This window comes from Haladaptatus sp. AB643 (assembly GCF_024136975.1).
GTDB lineage: Archaea > Halobacteriota > Halobacteria > Halobacteriales > Haladaptataceae > Haladaptatus.
In genome coordinates this window covers 137708-154477 of sequence record NZ_JAMYJW010000008.1, presented here as the reverse complement: position 1 = coordinate 154477, position 16770 = coordinate 137708, and the positions used below count along the sequence as shown (strand labels likewise).

The following is a 16770-nucleotide window of genomic DNA, read 5'->3' as shown; positions in this document are numbered from 1 at the left end:
CGAAAATAAGAGACCGACGAGTAGCCACGTCACCATTCCGAAGACTACCATACCGGGTATGAATATCGACGGATTTTCCGGGCGCATCGTCTTCATGAACGTCGCATTATTTTCAACTAACTAACCAGTACTGGTAGCCTCGGATCCGAACCGTTCGCCACTTCCGTGAAAACGGAATTCCAGTCTACTCCCCGCCGAACTCCGCCGTAACGGCTTCCCGATCGATTTTCGACGGTCCGGACATCGGCATTTCATCGACGAACGCGAGATGGCGCGGGCGCTTGAACCGGGCAAGTTTACCGTCTAGGAATTCCTCCACGTCCGAAAGCGTGAGCGACTCGTCCCCCTGAACGACGGCCTTCCCGACCTGTCCCCACTTCTCGTCGGGGACGCCGATGACGACGACCTCCTCGACCTTCGGATGGTCAGCGATGACGTCCTCGATTTCGGCCGGGTAGACGTTCTCGCCGCCGCTGACGTACATGTTCTTCTTCCGGCCTTCGATGTAGACGTACCCCTCGTCGTCCACGCGCGCGAGGTCTCCTGTCGAAACCCAGTCGCCGGAAGACTCGCTCCGCTCGCCTTCCGTGCTCCCGTTCGCTTCGCTCACAGGAATACCGAACGTCTCGGCGCTCTCCTCGGGATTCTTCCAGTAGCGGTCGGCGGCGTGGGGCGAAGCGAGTTCGAGTTCGCCGATCTCGCCGGTGAGGGGTTCGCCGTCGTCGTCCACGACGCGGGCATCGACGTGCATCGCCGGGACGCCCACGCTGTCGGATTTCTCGTGGGGCCACCCGTCGGGCAGGGTGAAGTTGTTCGGGCCGCACTCCGTGAGGCCGTAGCCCTGCGAGAGTTCGACGCCGCGGTCCCACCACGCTTCCATCACGGAATGGCGACACGGGCCGCCGCCGCTCTTGGCAAAGCGGAGCGTCGAGAGGTCGGTATCCTCCCACTCGTCGTGACGGCACATCATCCGCAGGATGGCGGGCACCGCGACGAGAACCGTCGCACCCTCGGATTCGACCATCCGGAGGACGGATTCGGGGTCGAACTCGCGGGCGATGACGACCCGCGCGCCGAGGTGGAACAGTGGAACCGTCAGCACGTTCCACCCGCCGGTGTGGAACAGCGGGAACACCATCGGCGTCACGTCCTCCGGGCGAAGCCCCCACGCCGTAATCGTGTTGAACGAGTTCCAAACGATGGACCCGTGCGTGATGACCGTCTCCTTCGGGACCCCCGTCGAACCGCCCGTGTGCAGGAAGAGGTGCGGGTCGTCCATCGACAGCGAGGCCGTCTCGACCGGCGAATCGTCCGCCGGAAGCGCCGAATTCCACGAATTGGCCTCCAAAACCTGCGATTCGGACTCGGCGAACGAGTCCGAATCGCTCGTGGGTAGACGGAGTACCGAACTCTCGAACTCGCGGTCGTCGTGTGCGAGCACGTCGCTCGCGAGGGTCGAAAACGGTTCCTCCACGACGAGCAGTTCCGGGTCCACGTCGTTCAGCATCTGGACCAGTTCGCCCGCTGCGAGGCGGTGTGAGAGCGGCGCGAGCACGCCACCTGTCTTCCCCGTGCCGAAGAAACAGTCGATGAGCTCCGGTCGGTTTCGGGAGATAGCGGCGACACGTTCCCCATTTTCGACCCCGTGCTCGCGGAGCAGACGAGCGGTTCGGTTCGCCCGGCGGTCGAGTTCCCGATAGGTGTAGCGCTGGCCCGTCGTGGCGTCCACCAACCCGACCCTTTCGGGTGAGAGTTGCGCCCGTTTTTCGCTCCACGCGCCGACCCAGTCGTACGGTCGTGTGGAGTGATCAGGCATCGTCGATGAAAGTACGGAGTCGGTCGTTTACCGCATCGGCCTGTTCGATGAAGAAGAGGTGTGGGCCGCCGTCGAACAGTTCGAGTTCGGCGTTCGGAAGCAGTTCCGCGAGCAGTTCCCCGTTTTCGACCGGAAGCACGCGGTCCGCGGTTCCGTGCGCGATGAGCGTCGGAATCGAGATTTTATCGAGTCGGTCGCTGTCGTCGAAGTTCATCACACCCATGGCCTGTGCCTCCCTCCCCGCGTCGGAGGCATCGCCCTCCAGACGCCAGTCCACGATGTCGGAGACGAGGTCGTCGTGTTCCGCGGCGAACTCGTCGGTCATCGCGGGGGCCATCTTGTAGCGGATCGCCTCGCGTTCGTCGTACCCCTCGGGCACGTCGAACATCCTCTCCTGCGTCTCGGGCGGCGTCGGTACCGCGTTCTCGCCGCCCGGCGTGGTGCAGAGCAGGGACAGCGTCTCCGCACGGTCGTAATCGAGAGCGTACTCCTGGGCGATCATCCCGCCCATGCTCGCCCCGACGACGTGGGCGGATTCGACGCCGACAGCGTCGAGGACGGCTTCGAGGTCGCTCGCCATTTCCTCGATACTATACGGGCCGTCCGGCGTGTCGGACGTTCCGGTTCCGCGGTTGTCCCACACGACGACGTGATAGTCGTCCTCGAACGCTTCGCGTTGCCAACGCCACATCCATCGTCCGTAGCCGAGTCCTTCCACGAAAACGATGGTTTCGGCGTCCGTCGGACCGCCCTCCTCGTAGAAGAGCGAGACGCCGTCGTTGTCGGTAAATGGCATAAATAGGGCGACGCGTGTTCGCGTAATCAACCCCCTGTTTCACATGTTAACCCGGCGATTCATTCCGGCGCGGAACCGAGTTCGGATATGCCAGTCGCATCAGTCGGGGACGCCGAAACGGCGACGTTGGAACTGACACAGGAACACATCGACCAGTTCGCGGCTCTCACCGGCGACGAAAACCCGCTTCACGTGAACGAAGCGTACGCCGAAGAGGGCCTCTTCGGCGGCCGCGTCGCCCACGGCGCGCTCACGGCCAGCGTCGTCAGCGCCGCGCTCGCGGCGCTTCCCGGTGACATCGTCTATCTCTCGCAAAATTTGGAGTTCGAAAACCCCGTCCGGCCGGGCGAAACCGTCAGCGCAACCGCGGCCGTTACCGAGGATTTGGGAGAGGACCGCCTTACGGTAGAAATCAGCGCGGAAACCGACAGACAGGTGCTCTCGGGCGAGACGACGATCATATCGCTTCCCCACGAATAGCGACGAGTAGTTCGATCGGTCCCGATATTCTACCGGCGGCGGTTTTCTCGCCTTACGCGAAGTTCGACACGATACCGCCTCGATTCCGCCGATGTCCGTTTTCAGGGTCGATAGCATCGGCTGGAGCGGTGTCAGCGCGAAGATGGAGAATGATCGGGGGTGATCAGTCAGCCGAAACGTGCTCCGCCGCGTTTCGGTTGATGGCGTTGAGCAGGAACGATCCACCGCCGAAGAGACCGACCGCGCCGACGAAGACGACGACTGCGCCGACGAAGAACGGGACTCCCGGCGAATAGGCGTCCTTCAAGTATCCGGCGAGGACCGGCGCGATGGCCGCACCCGACCACCGCAGGAAGTTGTATGCGCCGCTGCTGACCGAGCGCGTGAACGGCGACACCTGAATGGCGAACGTCGTGAACATCGCGTTGGCGATACCGCAGAAGATACCCGAAATCACGATGACTGGGAGCAGTAGTTCCGCCTGTCCTTCCGCGAATCCGGCCGCGGCGAGGACGAGGGCCATCCCAAGCACGTCAGCGAACAGCACTTTCGATGCGTCGAACCTGCTCGTCAACCAGTTCACGACGAACACGGAGGAGACCGCGACGAGGGCACCCCACGCGAAGAACGTCACGCCGAGCGCCGTGGCCGAAAGGTCCGGAAGCGTAAGCGGCGAGTACGCGAGGATGGTGAAGAACCCGAAGCTGTAACAGAGACCGATGAGGGCGTTGACCAGCACGGGCGGATTTTTCAGCGCCATGATCATGTCCGCGGGCGTCGCTTGCTCCTTTCCTTCCGGTTCACGGAGGAAGGCGAGCGAGACGATGAGGGCGAGCGCCATCAGCGTCGCCGTACCGAAGAAGGGGTAGCGCCACGAGAACGAACCGAGATAGCCGCCGAGAAGCGGGCCGCCCGCGATGCCGAGGCCGAGCGCCGCCTCGTACAGCATGATGGCTTCTTCAGTCCCGCCCTCCGCGAGGCCGACGATGACGGCGAGTGCCGTCGAGGTGAACAACGCGTTACCGAAACCCCACCCGCCGCGCACGATGGCGAGTTCGGTGATGGAGTTCGACAGTCCTGCGAGTGTCGCCATCACGACGACGATGGCGAGACCGACGATGATGACTCGTTTATTGCCGAATCTGGCGCTCAAAACGCCCGACACGAGCATGGCGACCGCCATCACGATCAGGTAGGTGGTGAACAACAGTTCGACTTCCGCTCCCGACGCGCCCATCTTGTCGCCGATGATGGGGAGTACCGGGTCGACGACGCCGATTCCGAGAAACGCGACGAACGTCGCGAACGCCGTCGCCAGAACGGCAGGGGAAAAACGATCCGTAACTGTTCGTGTAGATGTACTCATCGGACAGTCATAGGTCTAACTCCCCATTTAACTTGTTGGTTTCGTCACCACTGACCGGAGGCGGCCAGTATCGGGCGTGTATCCAACATCTTCTTTCGTTTCGTAACGGACGATAGGCGATCAGAATGTAACTTACTGACTGGTCAGTAAATGCGAGATCAGGAGGAAGGTGACACACGAACGCTCCCGGACTCGCTGGTCAGGTGTATCTCCCGGTTTCCGCACCACACGTTCCACAATAGAACGCGACTCCGCCATCGATCTCCTCGGGGACTGCCGGGGTCCGCTCGTCACACGACGGGCACGTGCGGCGGAGTTCCATCGGTTCGTCGTCGCGCGGCGCGCCGAGGGCGAGGACGACGAGTCGTTCGTCGCCGCTGTTCCGTCCCTGTTGCCACTCGCCCGGCGCGAACCGTATCAGTTCACCCGAAGCAACCACGATGTCACCGTCCTCGGTTTCGAACGTCGCCGTCCCCGTGAGCACGTAGAACACCTCCTCCTGTTCGAGGTGACGGTGGTAGCAATGACCGACGTGTTCGCCGGGAGCGCGTTCGAAGTAGTTGATCGCGAGGCCGGTCGTCCCGAGCGCTTCCGAGAGCGGTTGGAAAAACCGTGAGCAACCCTCGTCCTCATCGGGGTTTTCGATTGCAACTTTTTTCATTCCGGTCGGAATTCGCGGCGAGATGCATAACGGTTTGGCGTGCACTGAAACTGTCGCCGGGATCGCCTGGGTCGCCGGGTTTGCCGTGCTCGCTTGCAGTCCGTCGCTCGACCCGGACCAACTCGCCCACTGTATTTTTACCCGTGCCCGTTGCCCACATGACCCATGACGACGACAGCCGAACTGGCGGATTTCGTGGCGGAAACAAGCTACGACGACCTCTCGGCGGACACGGTGGACGAACTCAAAAAACGCGTGCTCGACTCGGTTGGAATCGCCGTGGGTGCGATGGGGGAGGAACCCGTGGAAGCGGTGCGGGCGACCGTCGAGGAGATGAACGATGGGGGAGATTGCACCCTCTGGGGTGGAGGCAATGCGTCCCCACCGGATGCGACCATGCTGAACACCGCGTACGTTCGCTACCTCGATTACATGGATTCGTTTCTCGCGCCCGGCGAGACGCCGCACCCGAGCGACAACATCGCGGCCGCGATCGTTTGCGGTGAGTACGCCGATAGCACCGGCGAGGAACTCATCGCCGCGATAGCCATCGCCTACGAGATACAGGCGGAACTGGCGTGGAACGCGCCGGTTCGGGACCGCGGGTGGGACCACGTCACCCATACCGTCATCTCGGCGACCGCGGGGGCGTCGAAACTGCTCGGCCTGAGTCGGGAGGAAACCCGGTCGGCGATCGGCATCGCCGGGACCGCGCACAACGCCCTCCGGGTAACGCGAACCGAAGGGATCTCGGAGTGGAAGGGACTCGCCTCCGCGAACGCCGCCCGAAACGCCGTCTACTCAGCGATGCTGGCGAAGAACGGCGTGGAGGGGCCGACGAACCTCTTCGAGGGCCAGAAGGGGTGGAAGCACATCGTCTCCGGGGAGTTCGACGTGGATCTGTCGCCGGGCGAGCGCGTCCACGACGTGATGACGAAACGCTACGTCGCCGAGACGTACGCCCAATCCGCCGTGGAGGGGATCATCGAAGTGGCCGAGCAGGAGGACATCGACCCCGAGCACGTCGAGTCGATCCGTCTCGACACGTTCGCGGGTGCGAAGCTCATCATCGGCGGCGGCGAGGGGTCGCGCTACGAAGTCGAGACGAAAGCGCAGGCCGACCACTCCCTGCCGTACATGCTCGCCGCCGCGCTCATCGACCGCGAGATGACCAACGCACAGTACGATCCCGACAGAATTCAGCGGGACGACGTTCAAGAACTGCTTCGAACCGTCGAAGTCGAGGAGGACGAGGCGTTGACCGACCGTTTCGAGGCGGGTGAGATGCCAGCCAATATCGACATCGAGATGGACGATGGCACGACCTACCGGGTCGAGAAGGACGATTTCGCGGGGCATCCGAACAACTCGATGTCGTGGGAACAGGTCGAATCGAAGTTCGACCGGATAGCGAGCGTGTACGACGACGCACGGCGCGAGGAAATCGTGGGCACGGTACGCGGAATGGACGAACACACCGTCGCCGACCTCGTGGAACTGTTGGACTGACAGAAGTAGTCCGGGGTAATATCGTGATTCGTGTGAGGCTACTCGGCGTATATGTTGTGAATGGATAGCATATAACTCGACCGTCAGTTCGACAATACTGACGATTGGCAGACACTACAGATCCGGTCGGCTTGGCTTTATCGGATAAGGTCTCTCGGAGATCTCGGTCTGAAAGGCCTGAATTTTGGCCCTTCAGGCGTCATGTCGCGCTTATTCGATTCGAGAATGGATAGCCGAATGGTACCCGACGAATCGTTCGATAAAACGGTACCAGGGGTTGAAATACAGTTGCGGCGACACGAGAAAGTGGACGACGAACACAGGCAACGTGCCGGTGTCGTCCAAAGGTAGATACAATGAAAAAAGGAATTAGAACGCTGCTCGTGATGGCCGTCGTGGCAAGTGTCTTCGCAGTTGGATTCGCCGGTAACGCGGCTGCATATGGCGGACACCATCACGCAGGTGACTCCCAGCACAGTGCCCAGTGGGCAAGTTCGCACGTAGACCAAGAGCAGTACGTCGCACAGGGTAACGCCAACTCGCAGGAAGACAGCTACGCGATCTCCGCTGCAGTCGGCTGGAACGGTGGCGAAGCCGAATCGGGCAACGCGTACTCGGTTCAGGCGAGCGCCCAGAGCAACGACAACACGCAAGCCGCGTGGTCCGGAGCAGGCAACTGGAACGAACAGGAAAACTAAACTTTCAACGCGGTACTGACCGCAGGGGATACATCCCCAACTGATATCCAACTTGTCAATTTTTCCGGCCGTCGATGTCACGACGTCCAGTAATCGGTGTTGTGCGTCGAGTGGTCGCCAAATAACAAAGCACGATAGATCCGTCATTTCATCCAGCGATGACCATACACGAAGGAATTCCGGCCAACGCGGACGACTCGACTGAGCGCGATGAACGGCGTAGGAGTTCGAGTCGGAGAGTACACATCGCCGCGGTCGTTCTCGTCGTCGTCCTCTCGTCGATGACGAGCGTCGGCGTCCTCTCGGGAGCACCGTCGCCGCAGCACCCCGATTCGGTCGCCACTAGCTGTTCCCCGGACGCCGGAGCGGGCGACCACGTTGCGTGGCACGTCGAACGCTACGGTGCGGGTTGTCACGAAAACGAGTTTACCCGATTTCCGGAAGGTGAACAGATAGACCACATCGGCGACCCGCCGTGGGTGCCGCTGTAACCACCGGGCAATAGCGAACGACACGGAAGATACCAAGCTCCCACGTTTTCCAGCAGCGGACGTGCGAAATCGTTACTACTTGATAGCGGAATCACTGAACGATGAACGTTCAGGACGGTGTGATCGAAGTCGGTATCGCGGTGCTCTCGTTTCTCGTCGTGGGCGTGCTCGTGACGGAACTCCTTCGGGAGCGCATCTGGCCCTCGTTACTGGTCGGGATTCCGACCGGTTTGATCGCCGGTATCGTCGTCTTCGGGATGATACATTACGTCCACACCCGTGACTGAGTTCGGTTCTCGACCGGGTCCAACGAACGCGTGCCGCCCAATTCCTTTTGTAGCTGTTCGTCGTAGCCCGTTCGGGGGTTTCATGACCGACAGGGTATTCGACTTTCTGCAAAGTAACGAGCCACGAATCGCCCCGTAACCGACAACCATAGTTCCACCAATAACCATGCCTATAGAAAATCGAGCGTTCGACTTCCTACATCACAACGACAGACCAGACAAACCGCGTGAGACCGGTATCACCGAGATGCGGGGGCCATACTACGACCCGATGGGACCCCGTGAACTGAAGGACATCCTCGAAACGATGGGGTGGTACATCGACATCTACAAATTCAGCGGCGGATCGTTTGCGCTGATGCCAGAGGACGCCGTCACCGAACTCATCGACATCTGTCACGAACACGACGTCAAGGTCTCGACCGGCGGATTCATCGAGAACGTCCTCGTGCGCGACCACGACAAGGTCGAGGAGTACATCGAGGAAGCGGAGAACCTCGGCTTCGACATCGTCGAGATTTCCAGCGGGTTCCTTGCGACAGGTACCGACGATATGGTTCGGCTCACAGAACTCGTTCAGCAGTACGACATCGAGCCGAAACCCGAGATCAACGTCCAATTCGGTGCGGGCGGTGCCTCCGATCCGGAGGACTTGGAGCGCGGCGGACAGCAGAGTCCCGAGCAAGCCATCGAGGAAGGGAAGCGGCACCTCGAAGCCGGTGCCGAATTACTGATGGTCGAAGCGGAAGGAATCACCGAGGAAGTCACGGAATGGCGCACGGACGTGGCCTTCCAGATCGCCAACGAGTTGGGTATCGAAAACCTGGTGTTCGAAGCACCTGCCCCCGATATGTTCGAGTGGTACATCAAGAACTTCGGCCCGAACGTCAACCTGTTCGTCGACAACTCCCAAGTCGTCGAACTCGAATGCATGCGTTCCGGCCTGTGGGGCAAGTTCGACAGTTGGGGGCGCACCGTCACGTTCGGCACCGATTGAAGCCTCGAAACACGTACGAGGGGGAGCGATCGACCCGAACCCCACCAGTCCGCCAGTCGATATTTACCGTTGTCCGTCCACCAACAGCACATGGAGTACGAGACGATGGGCGGCGAGGAGATTCCGAAGATAGGCCTCGGAACGTGGCGGATGGAAGGTTCGACGTGCCGCGATGCGGTCTCGACGGCGCTCGACCTCGGCTACCGACACATCGACACCGCACAGGCCTACGGCAACGAACGGGAGGTCGGGCAGGCCATCGAACACTCGGACGTTGACCGTGACGAGATCTTCCTGACGACGAAGGTGTGGCCGATGAACCGCAAACGGGCCGATATCGTGAACTCCGTCAACGAGAGTCTGACGAAACTCGGTACCGAATACGTCGATCTGCTGCTCATCCACTGGCCGAACCCGCTCGCCTCGACGGGAGAGGTGATGCGAACGCTGTCGGACCTCCAGAGCGACGGATTGGCGCGGCACATCGGCGTGAGCAACTTCGACGCGGAGCAACTGGAAACAGCGCGGGAGAAAGCGACGGTGGACGTGTTCACCGACCAAGTCCAGTTCCACCCCTTCAACCCGCAGGAAGAGCTACTGGAATACTGCCAGGAAAACGACGTGCTATTGACGGCCTACAGTCCGCTCGCACACGGCGGAGCCATGCACGATCACGTGCTCACCGAACTCGGGAACAAGTACAACAAGACGCCCGCACAGGTCGCGCTTCGATGGGTGACACAACAGGAGAAGGTCATCACGATTCCGAAATCCACGAGCGAGGAACACCTGGAACAGAATCTCGACATCTTCGACTTCGAGTTGACCGAAACGGAGATGGCAATTGTGGCTCGCCCATCCCGCCTTCAGACCGGACTCTCGATGGTTCGCGGTCGGTTGGGACGGTAAGTTCTATCCGTCGAACTCCGCACCATCGGCGCGAAGTTCGTCCACGATGGCCGCTCCGACGCTGACGACGTTGTCCAGCGTGGCGTCGAACGTTTCCTTCTCCACGCCGTCGTGGAGGCTCTCCCGAATCGACTGACCGTCGTACGGCCGGTCGAAGTTGACGACGCCGCGGACGCTCAGATATCTGTCCAGCAACCCGAATCGGTCGAGGGCGGTCGCGGTTCCCATCTCCTCCATCTCCGTCGTCGCGTAGGTTCCCGCGTCGTACTCGTCCACGAGCCACTGGGCCTGCTCGGCGACCGTTTCGCCGTGCCAGAACTCGTCGCTACAGAGCGTCGTTCCGACGGCCACACTTGGGTCCGCCCGCGCGGCGTCTTGCGAGTAGTGATCCCGGTACGCGTTCGAAGCCCCCGAATCGCGTAGCTCGACCGATTTCCCCGCTTCGAGGGCCATCGCCACGAGTTCGTCGTTCAGGTGATAGACGTAATCGTGCGGTCGATATGAGAACAGTTCGAGGGGATGGTTCCGCTCTGCTTCCGTTTCGCCGTCGCGGGCCGCCCAGCGATGCTTCTTGTCCCAATCGACGATGGCGTCGGTGACGAACACCGACCCGAGCGTTCCCACGTCCGGCGGCGTCCCCGCGACGCCAACCGTAACGAAGTACGCCGAGGAGCAATCGAATTTCCGCGAAGCGAGGATGGCGGTCACGGTCGCCGCCGCTTCGGGTTTCCCCATCCCGGTGGACGTGATTCCGATCCCGTCGTCGGTGTAGTAAATCGGCATGTTCGCGCCGGGAACCGATGCAGAGTTCTCGAACTCGTACGTCGAGAGCCACCGTTCGAACTCGTCGGGGAGGTCTTTTTTCATCTCGAAATCGTCCGCCGCGAAGGCGGGCAACAGGAGTACGTCGAGCGAAATCGGCTCCGTCGTATCCGTCATACGCGAACTCACTCCACCGGAATCTCGACCAGCGTCATGCCGTCGCTCTCGACGGCCTCAGTCAGCGCTTCCTCGATCTCGTCCCACGTTTCGGCACGGACGCCGTCGATACCGAAACTCTCGGCGAACTTCACGAAGTCGGGATTCGTCAGTCCGGTGCCGAAGTGTTCGCCGAACTCCTCCTCCTGTTCCTCGGTGATGAGTTTGTACTCGTCGTCGTTGAAGACGATGATGGTGTAATCGCAGTCGAGGCGGGTCGCCGTGTCGATCTCCGCGCCGTTCATCAGGAATCCGCCGTCGCCCGTGGCGACGACGACCTCGGAATCGAGCGCGAGGTCCGCCGCGAGGCCGCCCGGGACGCCGATACCCATGCTGGCGAGGCCGTTCGAGACGAGGACCGTGTTCGGTTCGTAGGTCGGGAAATCCTGAGCGATCGCCATCTTGTGACTGCCGACGTCGGAGACGAGCACGTCGTCGTCCGCCATCGCCTCGCGGAGGACGGGGAGGACGTTTCGTACCGAGAGGGGGTCGTCGGCGTCGGGCCACCGCGTCGTCTGTTCCACGAGCGCTTCGCGCTGCTCACGGTACCATCCGGCGGGACAGGCGACGTCGAGTCGGTCCCGAAGCGCGTCGAGTCCGGCGGAGATGTCACAGACCAGTTCGACGTTCGGGTTGTAATGTTCGTACACCTCGGCGGGTTCCGAATCGAGGTGAACGACGTCCTTGTTGCGGTCGGGATTCCAACTCTCCGGGTCGTGTTCGGCGATGTCGTAGCCGAGCGTGAGCACGCAGTCGGCCTCCCGAATGGCGTCCTCGGCTTCGCCGTTTTCGCCCGAGTCGAGCGTGAACAGCGAGTGGTCGTCGGCGTCGGAGAGCGCCCCTTTTCCCATGTACGTCGCAGCGACGGGGACGGCCGTTTCCGAGACGAACTCCCGAAGGCTTTCGGCGGCCTGTTCCCGAACCGCGCCGTTACCCGCGATGACGAGCGGTCGGTCGGCGTCCTGGAGCAGTTCGACGGCGTACTCGACGGACTGTTCGTCGGGGTCGGAACGGCGGACCGGACGACGGGTGGCGAGCGGTTCCGCGTCCGTCTCCTCGGCCGCGACGTCCTCCGGGAATTCGAGGTGCGTCGCGCCGGGTTTCTCGTATTGGGCGAGTTTGAACGCCTTTCGCACCGATTCGTTGATGATTTCCGGATCGCTCAGTTGGGTGTTCCACTTGGTCACCGACCGAAACGTGTGGATCACGTCGATGAGTTGGTGGCTCTCCTTGTGGAGTCGCTCCAGTCCCGCCTGCCCGGTGATGGCGACGACGGGACTCTTATCGAGGTGGGCGTCTGCAACCCCCGTCAGGAGGTTCGTCGCGCCCGGGCCGAGCGTCGAGAGACAGACGCCCGCTTTCCCGGTCACGCGCCCGTGTACGTCGGCCATGAAGGCCGCGCCCTGTTCGTGCCGTACCGGGATGAACTCGATGTCGGAATCGCGGATGGAAAAGAGCACGTCGCCGAGTTCCTCGCCCGGCAGGCCGAAGACGTACTCGACTCCCTCCGCTTCCAGACACTCCACGAGTAAATCGGATGCCTTCATCGGTCGAAATAGGACGACCGAGGATTAGTGCCTGTTGGCAGTTCCGCGATTAGCGCTCCTTGGTAGTTCCGCGATTAGTTCCCCTTGGTAGTTCCGCAGTTGCACGGCGCGACGCTATCGATGGCGAGCAGGCGACAACCGCTGCCCGTTTCGGCTTCGAGGAGCAGGTTGCAGTCGTCGTGGCGCAGTTCGAGGGCACAACTGTTGAACCGCACCACCGTATCGTTATCCCCGTCGTTATCGACGTCCTTGGCCGTCAGGTGACACGGACTCGCCGCCCGACCGTCGGTTTCCGCGAGGAGTCCTTCGATATCGGAACAGGAGACCTGCTTCCATCGAGGATTACGGTACTTCTGGCAGGTCGGCGTGTCGAACGTTACTCGCGTCGAGGACGGCCGCAACCGGATGCTCTCGGGTTTCACGTTCGGCCACCCGATGTAGACGGTGAACACCTCGTTTTTCCTCGCGTCGATCCTGTTCGGACAGCAACCGGGTTTCACGTCCATCCAACAGGTCTTACAACACTCGGTCGCGCTCGCCGCACCGATGGCCGACGAACTCCCAAAAGCGGTGCCCGCGACGGTGAGGCCGCTTCGTTTGAGGACGCTTCGCCGGGTCCAGGTGTGTCGTTTCGGTTCCATGTGAGTCGGGGGAGAATGGGTATGCGATATGTTACCTTTTTTGACCGTCTCGAAGAGAGGTCTTTCGTCGGATATGCTTCCGCGTTGGTCCACGAACCGGTCGATCGACAAAATGAATAGGAGACCGGTGACGGAGATTCTCTCCCCCGACCCGTAAAAGCGAGGCGGTAGAGCGAAACCTCCCGTTCCGGTAATCCCCTTTCCGACGACCCTTCTTTTCGCGTGACTGTTCACGTCGAACACAATTCAGGTCATAGATGGGACTCGAGTCGCCCCGGAATAAATGACAAACCACCGAAACGAATTACTCCTTTCCGACCGACTGTTTGACGATGGCAGCGTTCAGCACATCATTAGCGCTCACCATTCTGATGGGTGTGTTCCTCATCGCGGTCTTCTACTTCATCCTCCAAGTGGAAGATTGGCGGTCGTACACACCCACTGGAGGGGGGGGTGAGGCAAGGCGGCGAGCAACGAACCGGTTACGAACAGAAGCCATCGGGGGTACTGCGCTGGCTGACGACCGTCGATCACAAGGATATCGGAATCCTGTACGGCGTGCTCGGGATGATCTCGTTCGCGTGGGCGGGCGTCGGCGTCATGTTGATGCGGGTCGAACTCCTGAAGCCGGAATCGTGGATCCTCTCGGCCACGGAGTACAACGCCCTGATGACGACGCACGGGCTTACCATGCTGTTCCTGTTCGCCACCCCGATGATATTCGCGTTCGGGAACTACTTCGTCCCGCTACTCATCGGCGCGGACGACATGGCGTTCCCGCGACTGAACGCCATCGCGTTCTGGATGCTTCCGGCGGGCGCGGCCCTCATCTGGGTCGGCTTCCCGCTCGGCGCGCTCGGGACAGGAATCCAACCGTCCCAGACGAGTTGGACGATGTACACGCCGCTTTCCGTACAACAACCGAGTCCGGCGACCGACCTGATGCTCCTCGGATTACACCTCTCCGGCATCAGCACCACGATGGGTGCGATAAATTTCATCGCCACCATCTTCACCGAGCGCGGCCCGAACATCGGCTGGGAGAACCTCGATCTGTTCTCGTGGACGGTGCTCACGCAGGCGGGTCTCGTCCTCTTCGCATTCCCGATGCTCGGGAGCGCCATCATCATGATACTGCTCGACCGAAACTTCGGGACGGCGTTTTACGCTCCAACCGGCGGTGGCGGACCGATTCTGTGGCAACACCTCTTCTGGTTCTTCGGCCATCCGGAGGTGTACATCATCGTCCTGCCGCCGATGGGACTCGTGAGCCTCATCTTACCACGGTTCGCGGGTCGGAAGCTATTCGGGTTCAAGTTCGTCGTCTACTCGACGCTGGCCATCGGCGTGCTCTCGTTCGGCGTCTGGGCCCACCACATGTTCGCTACTGGTATCGACCCACGACTCCGACTCAGTTTCATGGCCGTTTCGTTGGCCATCGCGGTGCCGAGCGCCGTCAAGACGTTCAACTGGATCACGACGATGTGGAACGGGAACCTCCGATTGACCGCGCCGATGCTGTTCATGATCGGGTTCGTGCAGAACTTCATCATCGGCGGCGTCACCGGCGTCTTCCTCGCCGCGATTCCCGTCGATCTGATACTCACCGACACCTACTACGTCGTCGGTCACTTCCACTTCCTCGTGATGGGGGCCATCGCCGTCGCCCTCTTTGGAGCGGTGTACTACTGGTTCCCCCTCATCACGGGACGGATGTACAACAAGTCGCTCGCTCACTGGCACTTCTGGCTGACGATGGTCGGTTCGAACGTGACGTTCTTCGCCATGTTGTTCCTCGGTTACGGTGGGATGCCGCGCCGGTACGCGACCTACCTTCCACAATTCACGACGTGGAACGAGGTCGCAACCGTCGGGGCATTTATCCTCGCCATCGGTCAGGTCATCTTCGTCTGGAACATCGCCCAGTCGTGGCTCGACGGGGCGAAAGTCACGACCGGCGACCCGTGGCAGTTGGAAGCCGAAGGGATGCTCTCGCCCGAATGGGTGTGGTTCGAGAAGAAGCAGGAAACCGCCCTCGCGGCGGACGGTGGCGATGACGGCGGGCGAACCGATGGCGGATCGGACAGCACGGGTGGTGAGAACTGATGTCCTACTCACCGTTCGACCGTGAAACCCTCCTCGACATCGTGGTGAACATCGTTCCCCTCGTCATCCTCGGGTTTTTCTTCCTCCTCTTTTTCTTCAATACGCCGTACCCGCGGAACCTACTCTACCAGTATCTGAGTCTCATCCTGGTAATCGTCCCGTTCGCCCTGCTCGCACTGCTAACGTGGGTCGCCGCCCGTTACGTCGGATAACGGCGACGTCACGCGGCGCTCGACCATCGCGGTCACACCGGCCAAGAGCGCCCCACCTGCCATCGTGACCGCGAGGAGACCGAACGCCACCCCGAACCCGGTAGCGTCAGAAAGCACCCCGACGACCGCGGGGGCCAGCGCACCGACACCCATCAGGATAGTTCGGGCGATGCCGAGTCCGCCACCGGCCACGTCCTCGGGAATCGACGCCGCGAGGTACGCCCCCCTGATCGGACGAAATCCGTGGCTACCGAGTCCGAGCGCGACGACGATAGCGCCGAAGACGAATGCGCTCGCGTTGCCGACCACCGACAGTGCCCCCAGTGCGCCCGCGGCGACGGCGAGGACGGCCATCGCCAACGGAAGCCGTCCGATCCGGTCCGAGAGGTCGCCGGTAAGGATCTGAACGAGACTCACGGCGAACAACAGGCTGTAGACCAGCGATGCCGTCGAATCCGAGAGCCCGTGCGTGGTGAGATACAGCGGGAGAAACGCGACGACGCCGTTGTACGCGAAGCTGAAGCAAACCGTCACGCCGACGAACAGCGTGAACCGGCGGCTTCGAAACAGTGCGAGGTAGCGCCGCGGTTCGAACGACCCCGTCGATTCCCCGCCATCGGTCGCGCTCGCCGCGTCCGCCGAATCGGCGGCGTCCGCGGTTCCCGTCCGGCGCGGAACGTACACGACGACGCCAACCGCGAGCAGGAGACCCATCACCGCCCCGACGAGGAAGAGCGCGTGCCAGTTTCCCATCCCGGTGACGAACAGTACCGCCGTTGGTGCCGCCACGCCGCCGAAGGCACCGAGCGTGTCGAACAGGCCGAGCGCGCGGCCGGTTCGCTCCGAATAGACGCGCGAGAGCAACCGGATTGCGACGGTCTTGTGGACGCCCGTCCCGAGGCCGACGAGGAGCATGCCGACGATGAGGACGACGAGCGGAATGTGAAATCCGAGCACCAGCGCTCCGGCGGCCGCGAGCACGGCCCCGGCGGCAATGACCTGAACGGCCCCGAATCGGTCCGCGAGAACGCCGCTGGGGAACTGCATGAGCGAGTAGCCCAACATCGTCGCGGTGAACACCCCGCCCAGAAACGCGTTCGAGACGCCGAACTCCGTCCGGAAGGTGGGAAACAGCGCCGGAAACGAAAAGCGGAGGAACTTCGCCAGAAACCAGATTCCGGCCGTCAACAACAGCGTATCGTACTCCGACACGCTCGAAAGCCGATTCCACGCTCGGTTCGTCATTGTCGAGTGTCGTCACTCGAAGGAGAAAAAA

16 protein-coding genes and 1 pseudogene are annotated in these 16770 nt (G+C 61.7%); 9 read left to right on the top strand and 8 right to left on the bottom strand.

Annotation, left to right across the window (positions count from 1 at the left end; genetic code table 11):
• Positions 1–184: 184 nt before the first annotated feature.
• Complete coding sequence (locus NKF25_RS16330; RefSeq protein ID WP_253227720.1) at positions 185–1816, bottom strand: AMP-binding protein; 1632 nt, start codon at positions 1814–1816, stop codon at positions 185–187.
• Positions 1809–2612: an alpha/beta hydrolase gene (locus tag NKF25_RS16325; protein WP_253227719.1), complete on the bottom strand. Its 804-nt coding sequence runs from the start codon at positions 2610–2612 to the stop codon at positions 1809–1811. The genes NKF25_RS16330 and NKF25_RS16325 overlap by 8 nt, the downstream gene beginning before the upstream one ends.
• Before the next feature lie 87 nt (positions 2613–2699).
• Here NKF25_RS16325 and NKF25_RS16320 point away from each other — a divergent pair, with 87 nt between their 5' ends.
• Positions 2700–3092, top strand: coding sequence for a MaoC/PaaZ C-terminal domain-containing protein (locus tag NKF25_RS16320; RefSeq protein WP_253227718.1), 393 nt, complete (start codon positions 2700–2702; stop codon positions 3090–3092).
• A gap of 163 nt (positions 3093–3255) precedes the next feature.
• Here the strand turns inward: NKF25_RS16320 and NKF25_RS16315 are convergent, their stop codons facing one another.
• Positions 3256–4458 carry an MFS transporter gene (locus tag NKF25_RS16315; RefSeq protein WP_253227717.1) on the bottom strand — a complete coding sequence of 401 codons (1203 nt, stop codon included), beginning with the start codon at positions 4456–4458 and terminating at the stop codon, positions 3256–3258.
• 199 nt (positions 4459–4657) lie between these two features.
• Positions 4658–5119, bottom strand: a complete 462-nt coding sequence (locus NKF25_RS16310; protein WP_253227716.1) for a cupin domain-containing protein — start codon at positions 5117–5119, stop codon at positions 4658–4660.
• 165 nt (positions 5120–5284) lie between these two features.
• Between NKF25_RS16310 and NKF25_RS16305 the strand changes: the two genes are divergently transcribed.
• The 6 genes from NKF25_RS16305 to NKF25_RS16280 all read left to right on the top strand — a co-directional run bounded on the left by NKF25_RS16305 (position 5285) and on the right by NKF25_RS16280 (position 10010).
• A complete protein-coding gene (locus tag NKF25_RS16305; protein ID WP_253227715.1) occupies positions 5285–6628 on the top strand; it encodes an MmgE/PrpD family protein in 1344 nt (447 codons plus the stop codon).
• Between the two features lie 356 nt (positions 6629–6984).
• A complete protein-coding gene (locus tag NKF25_RS16300) occupies positions 6985–7326 on the top strand; it encodes a hypothetical protein (protein WP_253227714.1) in 342 nt (113 codons plus the stop codon).
• 158 nt (positions 7327–7484) lie between these two features.
• Positions 7485–7817, top strand: a complete 333-nt coding sequence (locus NKF25_RS16295) for a hypothetical protein (protein ID WP_253227713.1) — start codon at positions 7485–7487, stop codon at positions 7815–7817.
• 101 nt (positions 7818–7918) lie between these two features.
• Entirely contained in the window at positions 7919–8104 is a 186-nt protein-coding gene (locus NKF25_RS16290; protein ID WP_253227712.1) for a hypothetical protein, read from the top strand.
• A 166-nt stretch (positions 8105–8270) separates the two neighbouring features.
• Positions 8271–9101 (top strand): phosphosulfolactate synthase, encoded by an 831-nt coding sequence (locus NKF25_RS16285; RefSeq protein WP_253227711.1) that lies wholly within the window; start codon positions 8271–8273, stop codon positions 9099–9101.
• A gap of 90 nt (positions 9102–9191) precedes the next feature.
• Positions 9192–10010 carry an aldo/keto reductase gene (locus tag NKF25_RS16280; RefSeq protein WP_253227710.1) on the top strand — a complete coding sequence of 273 codons (819 nt, stop codon included), beginning with the start codon at positions 9192–9194 and terminating at the stop codon, positions 10008–10010.
• A 3-nt stretch (positions 10011–10013) separates the two neighbouring features.
• Here NKF25_RS16280 and NKF25_RS16275 read toward each other — a convergent pair whose 3' ends face one another.
• The 3 genes from NKF25_RS16275 to NKF25_RS16265 all read right to left on the bottom strand — a co-directional run bounded on the left by NKF25_RS16275 (position 10014) and on the right by NKF25_RS16265 (position 13176).
• Complete coding sequence (locus tag NKF25_RS16275; RefSeq protein ID WP_253227709.1) at positions 10014–10949, bottom strand: purine nucleoside permease; 936 nt, start codon at positions 10947–10949, stop codon at positions 10014–10016.
• 8 nt (positions 10950–10957) lie between these two features.
• Positions 10958–12535, bottom strand: coding sequence for an acetolactate synthase large subunit (locus NKF25_RS16270; RefSeq protein ID WP_253227708.1), 1578 nt, complete (start codon positions 12533–12535; stop codon positions 10958–10960).
• A gap of 74 nt (positions 12536–12609) precedes the next feature.
• On the bottom strand, positions 12610–13176 hold the full coding sequence (locus tag NKF25_RS16265) for a hypothetical protein (protein ID WP_253227707.1): 567 nt from the start codon (positions 13174–13176) through the stop codon (positions 12610–12612).
• Positions 13177–13508: 332 nt separating this feature from the next.
• On the opposite strand from NKF25_RS16265, the pseudogene NKF25_RS16260 reads away from it, so the two are divergent.
• Together NKF25_RS16260 and NKF25_RS16255 are read left to right on the top strand one after the other, a co-directional pair.
• Positions 13509–15282: pseudogene (locus tag NKF25_RS16260) on the top strand (cbb3-type cytochrome c oxidase subunit I).
• Positions 15282–15494: a DUF6684 family protein gene (locus NKF25_RS16255; protein WP_253227706.1), complete on the top strand. Its 213-nt coding sequence runs from the start codon at positions 15282–15284 to the stop codon at positions 15492–15494. The pseudogene NKF25_RS16260 and the gene NKF25_RS16255 overlap by 1 nt, the downstream one beginning before the upstream one ends.
• On the opposite strand, the gene NKF25_RS16250 is transcribed toward NKF25_RS16255, so the two are convergent.
• The gene (locus NKF25_RS16250; protein ID WP_253227705.1) at positions 15462–16739 is read right to left on the bottom strand and encodes an MFS transporter; all 1278 of its coding nucleotides are present in this window, start codon (positions 16737–16739) and stop codon (positions 15462–15464) included. The two genes, NKF25_RS16255 and NKF25_RS16250, sit on opposite strands and share 33 nt — an antisense overlap.
• Between the last annotated feature and the right edge of the window lie 31 nt (positions 16740–16770).

Coding starts and splice junctions, on each gene's coding strand:
- NKF25_RS16295 (WP_253227713.1), top strand. CDS start 7,485: ATGACCATACACGAAGGAATTCCGGCCAACGCGGACGACTCGACTGAG.
- NKF25_RS16285 (WP_253227711.1), top strand. CDS start 8,271: ATGCCTATAGAAAATCGAGCGTTCGACTTCCTACATCACAACGACAGA.
- NKF25_RS16250 (WP_253227705.1), bottom strand. CDS start 16,739: ATGACGAACCGAGCGTGGAATCGGCTTTCGAGCGTGTCGGAGTACGAT.
- NKF25_RS16325 (WP_253227719.1), bottom strand. CDS start 2,612: ATGCCATTTACCGACAACGACGGCGTCTCGCTCTTCTACGAGGAGGGC.
- NKF25_RS16300 (WP_253227714.1), top strand. CDS start 6,985: ATGAAAAAAGGAATTAGAACGCTGCTCGTGATGGCCGTCGTGGCAAGT.
- NKF25_RS16275 (WP_253227709.1), bottom strand. CDS start 10,949: ATGACGGATACGACGGAGCCGATTTCGCTCGACGTACTCCTGTTGCCC.
- NKF25_RS16255 (WP_253227706.1), top strand. CDS start 15,282: ATGTCCTACTCACCGTTCGACCGTGAAACCCTCCTCGACATCGTGGTG.
- NKF25_RS16265 (WP_253227707.1), bottom strand. CDS start 13,176: ATGGAACCGAAACGACACACCTGGACCCGGCGAAGCGTCCTCAAACGA.
- NKF25_RS16280 (WP_253227710.1), top strand. CDS start 9,192: ATGGAGTACGAGACGATGGGCGGCGAGGAGATTCCGAAGATAGGCCTC.
- NKF25_RS16320 (WP_253227718.1), top strand. CDS start 2,700: ATGCCAGTCGCATCAGTCGGGGACGCCGAAACGGCGACGTTGGAACTG.
- NKF25_RS16315 (WP_253227717.1), bottom strand. CDS start 4,458: ATGAGTACATCTACACGAACAGTTACGGATCGTTTTTCCCCTGCCGTT.
- NKF25_RS16310 (WP_253227716.1), bottom strand. CDS start 5,119: ATGAAAAAAGTTGCAATCGAAAACCCCGATGAGGACGAGGGTTGCTCA.
- NKF25_RS16270 (WP_253227708.1), bottom strand. CDS start 12,535: ATGAAGGCATCCGATTTACTCGTGGAGTGTCTGGAAGCGGAGGGAGTC.
- NKF25_RS16330 (WP_253227720.1), bottom strand. CDS start 1,816: ATGCCTGATCACTCCACACGACCGTACGACTGGGTCGGCGCGTGGAGC.
- NKF25_RS16290 (WP_253227712.1), top strand. CDS start 7,919: ATGAACGTTCAGGACGGTGTGATCGAAGTCGGTATCGCGGTGCTCTCG.
- NKF25_RS16305 (WP_253227715.1), top strand. CDS start 5,285: ATGACGACGACAGCCGAACTGGCGGATTTCGTGGCGGAAACAAGCTAC.